9 protein-coding genes are annotated in these 4,575 nt (G+C 33.7%); all 9 read left to right on the top strand.

Features of this window, described 5'->3' with window-relative positions; genetic code table 11:
* Positions 1–236: 236 nt before the first annotated feature.
* Positions 237–818 (top strand): Na+/H+ antiporter subunit E, encoded by a 582-nt coding sequence (locus tag ACTHW2_RS06645; protein ID WP_442263190.1) that lies wholly within the window; start codon positions 237–239, stop codon positions 816–818.
* Complete coding sequence (locus tag ACTHW2_RS06640) at positions 736–1,047, top strand: monovalent cation/H+ antiporter complex subunit F (RefSeq protein WP_442263189.1); 312 nt, start codon at positions 736–738, stop codon at positions 1,045–1,047. Before ACTHW2_RS06645 ends, ACTHW2_RS06640 begins: the two co-directional genes overlap by 83 nt.
* A complete protein-coding gene (gene mnhG / locus ACTHW2_RS06635) occupies positions 1,040–1,351 on the top strand; it encodes a monovalent cation/H(+) antiporter subunit G (RefSeq protein ID WP_442263188.1) in 312 nt (103 codons plus the stop codon). Before ACTHW2_RS06640 ends, mnhG begins: the two co-directional genes overlap by 8 nt.
* 4 nt (positions 1,352–1,355) lie before the next feature.
* A complete protein-coding gene (locus ACTHW2_RS06630) occupies positions 1,356–1,607 on the top strand; it encodes a hydrogenase subunit MbhD domain-containing protein (protein ID WP_442263187.1) in 252 nt (83 codons plus the stop codon).
* Positions 1,607–1,906, top strand: a complete 300-nt coding sequence (gene mbhE / locus ACTHW2_RS06625; protein WP_442263186.1) for a hydrogen gas-evolving membrane-bound hydrogenase subunit E — start codon at positions 1,607–1,609, stop codon at positions 1,904–1,906. The genes ACTHW2_RS06630 and mbhE overlap by 1 nt, the downstream gene beginning before the upstream one ends.
* Entirely contained in the window at positions 1,903–2,313 is a 411-nt protein-coding gene (locus ACTHW2_RS06620) for an MnhB domain-containing protein (RefSeq protein WP_442263185.1), read from the top strand. The genes mbhE and ACTHW2_RS06620 overlap by 4 nt, the downstream gene beginning before the upstream one ends.
* Positions 2,310–2,693 (top strand): sodium:proton antiporter, encoded by a 384-nt coding sequence (locus ACTHW2_RS06615; RefSeq protein WP_442263184.1) that lies wholly within the window; start codon positions 2,310–2,312, stop codon positions 2,691–2,693. Before ACTHW2_RS06620 ends, ACTHW2_RS06615 begins: the two co-directional genes overlap by 4 nt.
* Entirely contained in the window at positions 2,690–4,186 is a 1,497-nt protein-coding gene (locus tag ACTHW2_RS06610) for a monovalent cation/H+ antiporter subunit D family protein (protein WP_442263183.1), read from the top strand. The genes ACTHW2_RS06615 and ACTHW2_RS06610 overlap by 4 nt, the downstream gene beginning before the upstream one ends.
* A gap of 19 nt (positions 4,187–4,205) precedes the next feature.
* On the top strand, positions 4,206–4,575 hold a 370-nt coding region (locus ACTHW2_RS06605; protein WP_442263182.1), incomplete at its 3' end, for a hypothetical protein.

Genomic DNA, 4,575 nt, shown 5'->3' with positions numbered 1-4,575 from the left:
TCAGGTTAAAGTATTCATATATATTTGCTAGTAATATATCTATATGAAGAAACAAAGTATAAAAGTATATTTTATAGGCAATATAGTTTTGATTGTTATTTTTGCTTTAACTGTATTTTATGTTATAATCATATATAGTATATTTTAATGTATATTAATAGCAACGTTCCAAGCGTTGGGCATATTTGCCTGTGCTTTTTTTTGTGTTTACAAAAATTAAAAAGAGGTGGTTTGTTTTGTATAAGAGATCATTGGTTTCATTTACTTCTTTATTCATATTTTGGATGGTGATCTCAGGGGTTGTAGATCTACAACATGTTATAGTTGGAATAGTTATTTCCCTATTTGCTGTTTGGTTTTGGAAAAGTCTTAATAAAAGATTGCCTAGTCTATTATCTCCTAGAGAATTATTGCTTTTCGGTCGTTGTATCATAATATTGATAGGAAATGTGATTAAATCTAATATAAATGTGATTAAGATATTGCTATTTGCTGATTTACCGGTGAATTCAATATTTTTAGAGTTGACACCTGGTATCAAAAGTGACTGGGGAAGGGTTTTTCTAGCTACTTGTATAACTATTACTCCTGGTACGATAACTATTGATTTTGATCCAGATACTGATGTATTTACAGTGCATGCACTTACGCAAGAAACGGGAGTAGCTTTGTACTATTGGAGTATTATTTCCGAAATTAAAAATTTAGAAATGTTGGTACAAAGGAGGAAAGCTCATGTTTTTGGTAATGGTAGGATTTCTGATTCTGATTCTATTAGTTCTGTTAAGAGCGATAATAGGACCAACCGTAATAGATAGGTTTATTGCTATAAATGCTATTACCAGTAAGGTAAGTATGATTATTTTACTACTAGCATTTTATAGAGAAGAGTATGGCTTTGTCGATGTAGCTTTTGTATTTATGTTATGTGGATTTGCAGGTGGACTTTGGGTTATCAAGGCGCTTACTCCTAGTGTTTGGGAATTTAAGATGCCAAGATTAAAAGAATTACATGGTGATGGAGAGGACGTGTCTTCAAATGATTAAGTTTATAGCGACTATTTGCTTTATTGGGTCATTTTTGGCCTTTAGTTTAGGAACTTTAGGATTATTTAGATTTCCAGACCCCTATACTAGAATACATGGAGTAGGTATAGGAGATACCCTTGGTGTTGGTTTTATGGGAATTGGACTTTTATTACTTAGTCCTAGTTGGATTTTACGGTTTAAACTTATATTTATTTTAATATTATTTTGGATTATAAATCCTACTATGTCACATTTAATAGCTAAGGCTGGCGTGATGTATGGTGCAAGGCCTACTAAAACTACGAGGATGAGAAAGGAGTAATATTATGAATTTTATAGCTGTTGATTATTTAATTATGGTGTTACTTTCTGTCTTAATTGTAGCATCTTTAGCTATATATTTTATTAAGGATTTGTTACATGCAGTTATTATTTATGGTGCATACAGTTTGACTATGGCATTAATTTGGCTACAGATGAATAGTCCTGATCTTGCTATTACGGAAGCAGCTGCTGGAATATCTATGACTATTTTGATGATGGTTGCTATTTTCCGTACTAATAGAAAGGAGGAGTAGTGGTGAAAATAAAAAATCTACTGATCCTTATCATAGTTTTATTGGCAGTATTTGGAGTATTGCTTGCAGTAGCAGAGCTTCCTCCTTATGGAATGGCTGATAATCCTATACATAATCAGGTGTCAGAGCGATATATTGAAAAATCTTTAGATGATACTGGAGTTTTAGATATGGTAACCTCGATTGTTCTTGATTATAGGGCTTATGATACTATGTTTGAGACAATTGTATTATTTACTTCAACATTGGCTGTGGTTCTTACCTTAAAGCCTATTAAAAAGGAGGAGGATGGCAAGTGAGAGATTTCATTTTTAAGCGAATAGCTGCCATAATTGTACCTTTTATTTGTATATATGGATTTTATGTTATTCTCCATGGAGGATCTTTTCCAGGAGGAATTATATTGGGACTTGCATTTATAGTGTTTTCTACTATATATGGTGTAGGAAAGGGCAAAAAGAAGATTCCAGAAAAGGTTCTTGTTTGGGTAGAAAGTTACGGTACTCTTTGGTATGGACTTATAGGACTTATAGGAATCATAAAAGGTGCTCCTTTTTTATCAAACAAGCTTACAGGTATCAGTCTTGGATCACCAGGTAGCCTTGCTTCTGGAGGACTTATCTCTCTTCTTGGTCTTGGTGTTGGTATCAGGGTAGCTAGTACTATCATAACTTTATTTTTCACAATGAAAGGGGAAGAATCATGAAGATTTTACTTAGAAAACTCATGGTAAACTATCCATACACAATTGCCATTATTTTATTTGTTATTGGAATTCTTATTGTGTTAACAAAATCTGATTTATTCAAAAAATTAATTGGAATTAATATTATGGAAAGTTCTATTTTTATAATGTTTGTTGGTGCTGGTAATATTAGAGGTGCGGCTGTGCCTATCCTTGATAAGGCTAGTCCGCAATCGACTTATATTAATCCACTACCTTCAGCTTTAATGTTGACTGGAATAGTTGTTAGTGTAAGTGTAACTGCTTTTGCTTTAGCTCTTATTATTCGATTACATAAATCATATGGAACTACAGATGCTAAAAAAATAGCAGAAATGAGAAATGAGGTGACGAACAAATGATGTCTACTATTACAGCTAACTTGCCAGTATTTGTTGTTATCATACCTTTATTTGTAGCTTTTATTTTACCTACATTTTCTCGTCGTAGAAAGTTGGTAGAAGGTTTAGTGATTTCTACTGAAACTTTGTGGCTTATAGGTGCAGGATATCTAGCATCTATGGTTTTATTACAAAATGGTGAGCCAATTATTTATAACATGGGTGGCTGGGCTGCTCCATGGGGAATAGAGTTAAAAGTAGATAGTTTAGCAGCATTTTTCATACTTGTTGTAACTGGTATTAGCCTTCCCATTGCTTTATTTTCAAAGAATAATTTAATTGAGGAGATAGGAAGCAAAGAACGAGCTACTAGGTTTTATGTTCTTTTATTATTACTTGGAGGTGCCTTGGTGGGAATGGCACTAACAAATGACTTATTCAACGTATTTGTTTTGGTTGAAGTAGCTACCCTAAGTAGTTGTGCTTTAGTAAGTGCTCGTAATCATCCGCGTGCATCAGAAGCGGCATTTAAATATTTGATATTAGCAACTTTAGGTTCTAGTTTTGTCCTTGGTGCAATTGGATTTATATATATATTAACTGGTCACTTAAATATGAGCTTTGCTCATCAAGAACTTCTTCAAGTTTGGCAAAACAGTACTCATGTAGTATGGATAGCAATGAGTTTTACACTTATTGGATTTGGAGTAAAGTCAGCTTTATTTCCATTACATGTATGGTTACCAGATGCACACTCAAATGCTCCAACCCCAGCTAGTGCTATTTTATCAGGACTTGCTGTAAAAGGGTATATGATTTGTTTCTTAAAATTTATGTATAATGTATTTGGACAAGATCTAATGATACAATTCAATATAAACAGAATCTTAGTGCTAGCAGGTATGATTGCCATTATTGCTGGTTCTTTATTTGCTATCACCCAGAAGGAATTAAAGCGAAGACTAGCCTATTCCACTGTCGCTCAAGTGGGTTATCTTTTCTTGGGCTTAGGATTGATGAATATAAAAGGACTAACAGGAACCTTGTTTTACCTAGCTAGCCACGCAGTTATAAAATCATCTCTGTTTTTAACAGCTGGGGCTATGATTGCTGCAAGTGGAAAGAAAAACATTAGTGACTTAGCTGGTATTGGAAGAAAAATGCCTATAACTATGGGAGTTTTTACAATTGGAAGTCTAGGACTTATAGGAATACCACTATTTTCTGGCTTTGTAGGAAAATGGTATTTGCTTCTTGGAAGTTTAGAATCTGGAAATATTTTACCGGCAATTATAATTATTTTAGGAAGCGTGCTTTGTGCTGCTTATCTTCTACCGATTATTAGAATCGCTTATTTTGAACCAAAGCCGGAAGGAGATTTCAAAGATCCTGCTTTACCACAAAAGATATCTCTTATTATCTTAGGTGCAGCTGTGATAATCTTAGGAATTTTACCAGGATCTATATTAGAATTAGCTAGCAGAGCTGCTACTGAACTTTTAATGATTCAGTAGAGGAGGGGAGATATATTAGATGATTAATCTTGTTTTGGCTTTACTTAGTGGAATAATAGGTGGTTTGATCGTTGCAACAATGCCAAGGATCAAAAGCCGTATACGAAATATTGTAGTACTTTTCTTTGCTGTATTAGGTGCATTTTTTAGCTGGAGAGTTGCTTTCCTTGTTTTTTCAGGTGAAAGCGTAAGAATAGCCGGTAAGTTTGCAGGATTTGCATGGAGCATTGATCCAGATCCATTAGGTGTAGTTTTTGGGCTGATAGCATCAAGTCTATGGGTTTTTGCTGCTGTATATTCTTTTGGATATATGAAAGGCAAAGATAAACAAAGTACTTATTATACATTTTTATTGTTAGCTTTTAGTGTGACTCTTGGAGTAGCTTTTT

The sequence above is a fragment of the Tissierella sp. genome (genome assembly GCF_052089545.1).
In the GTDB taxonomy this organism is placed as follows: Bacteria; Bacillota; Clostridia; order Tissierellales; family Tissierellaceae; genus Tissierella_A.
The sequence above is the reverse complement of the archived record's forward strand: the minus strand, read 5'-3'. Positions and strand labels throughout refer to the sequence as shown.

What these genes read in the sequence shown, in the direction of transcription:
- ACTHW2_RS06630 (WP_442263187.1), top strand. Translation starts at nt 1,356, where the DNA reads ATGAATTTTATAGCTGTTGATTATTTAATTATGGTGTTACTTTCTGTC.
- ACTHW2_RS06615 (WP_442263184.1), top strand. Translation starts at nt 2,310, where the DNA reads ATGAAGATTTTACTTAGAAAACTCATGGTAAACTATCCATACACAATT.
- mnhG (WP_442263188.1), top strand. Translation starts at nt 1,040, where the DNA reads ATGATTAAGTTTATAGCGACTATTTGCTTTATTGGGTCATTTTTGGCC.
- ACTHW2_RS06610 (WP_442263183.1), top strand. Translation starts at nt 2,690, where the DNA reads ATGATGTCTACTATTACAGCTAACTTGCCAGTATTTGTTGTTATCATA.
- ACTHW2_RS06640 (WP_442263189.1), top strand. Translation starts at nt 736, where the DNA reads ATGTTTTTGGTAATGGTAGGATTTCTGATTCTGATTCTATTAGTTCTG.